This window comes from Vibrio sp. 10N.222.48.A3, from assembly GCF_041475345.1.
Classification (GTDB): Bacteria; Pseudomonadota; Gammaproteobacteria; order Enterobacterales; family Vibrionaceae; genus Vibrio; species Vibrio tasmaniensis_A.
This window is the reverse complement of the sequence record NZ_JBFRVX010001421.1, coordinates 1-1,113: the sequence shown is the minus strand read 5'-3', so window position 1 is coordinate 1,113 and position 1,113 is coordinate 1. Positions and strand designations below refer to the sequence as shown.

Sequence of the window (1,113 nt, the reverse complement as noted above, 5' to 3'; positions counted from 1 at the left end):
TAATAACACAATAGTTAGTAACACTTCAAATCAACAAAATGACAGATTTTAAAACCGCGTTCGTATTCTAAAAAATTGAAGAAAACGATTACTTAACCAATCAAATAGCATGTTCCATTATCAAGCTCTCTCCCCCTCTATCAAGTAAAGTCTTCTTCAAGTAACATTTATTCGGCTAATCATTAACTCAAATAATAAACAACGGTGACTTACTGATTAAACAAAAGTCACTTTGTCACAAGGCCACTTAAAGATGAACAAATCGCTTTTAATGTTACTGACCATAACCGCTTTGTTGGCAACACGAGTCACCGCTGCTCCTAATAAACATGAGGTGATGAATCAAATCAAAGCACAAGTAAGCTCTTGGATAGATATTCAAGTCACACCACAAAATAGTATTATCCAAAAGATGGTCTTCAACTGTAATTTCTACCTAACAACCCCAAGCATTAAATCTCCAGATGGCAACGAAAGCAGCTCTGGTTCATATCGCTTTTATTCACATAATGGGGTAGTCGGCGCGATGACTGAACCTTTCACTACTCAACCCCTTCCAGAATTAACAATGTGCCTGAAAGAAGACTTCATCGTCACTAACCAAGATCAAGCCCAATTATTATTTGAAGCAATTGAGACGGTATACACAAATCATTCAATGTTTGACGATCGCTTCCCGAAAGAAATCGTCAAGACATCAACAGGTTGGAACTTCATCAACGGGGAAATTTTTGGGGACAATAAAGGCTATGCGATTGAAAGCACCCCGAAAGGAAAAGTAACCAAAATTATCCGTTCACTGAATCTTTAAACGCTATTTTGTCGCTAATTTATCTTTAGCGCCTGATTTTTCTTGAACACATAGCTCCTTCACGGCTGTTAAAGATCAGAGTTCAATTTGATAGACGCACTGCCAAAGCACGACATCTGTCTGCATAAATCGATTAAAGTATGAGTTCCCCGAATTTATTATGATGACCAGCTACCAACCTTTCGAACATCTAAAGTGTCCTATCTGGATATATGACATTGATAATAAGCGAATAACCTGGGCAAACAGCAGTGCCCTCCCTCTTTGGGAGTCTGAATCTCTATTTGAACTGACCTCACGCG

2 protein-coding genes are annotated in these 1,113 nt (G+C 38.4%); both read left to right on the top strand.

The annotated features are described in order from the left end of the window. Window positions 1-253 precede the first annotated feature (253 nt). Window positions 254-811, top strand: a complete 558-nt coding sequence (locus AB4653_RS26840; protein ID WP_017102472.1) for a hypothetical protein — start codon at window positions 254-256, stop codon at window positions 809-811. Between the two features lie 160 nt (window positions 812-971). Further along, window positions 972-1,113 (top strand): PAS domain-containing protein (locus AB4653_RS29140; protein WP_408063588.1); only part of this gene is annotated, 142 nt, incomplete at its 3' end.

Bases quoted from the DNA above. Each gene is read 5' to 3' on its own strand.
- AB4653_RS26840 (WP_017102472.1), top strand. From the start codon at position 254: ATGAACAAATCGCTTTTAATGTTACTGACCATAACCGCTTTGTTGGCA.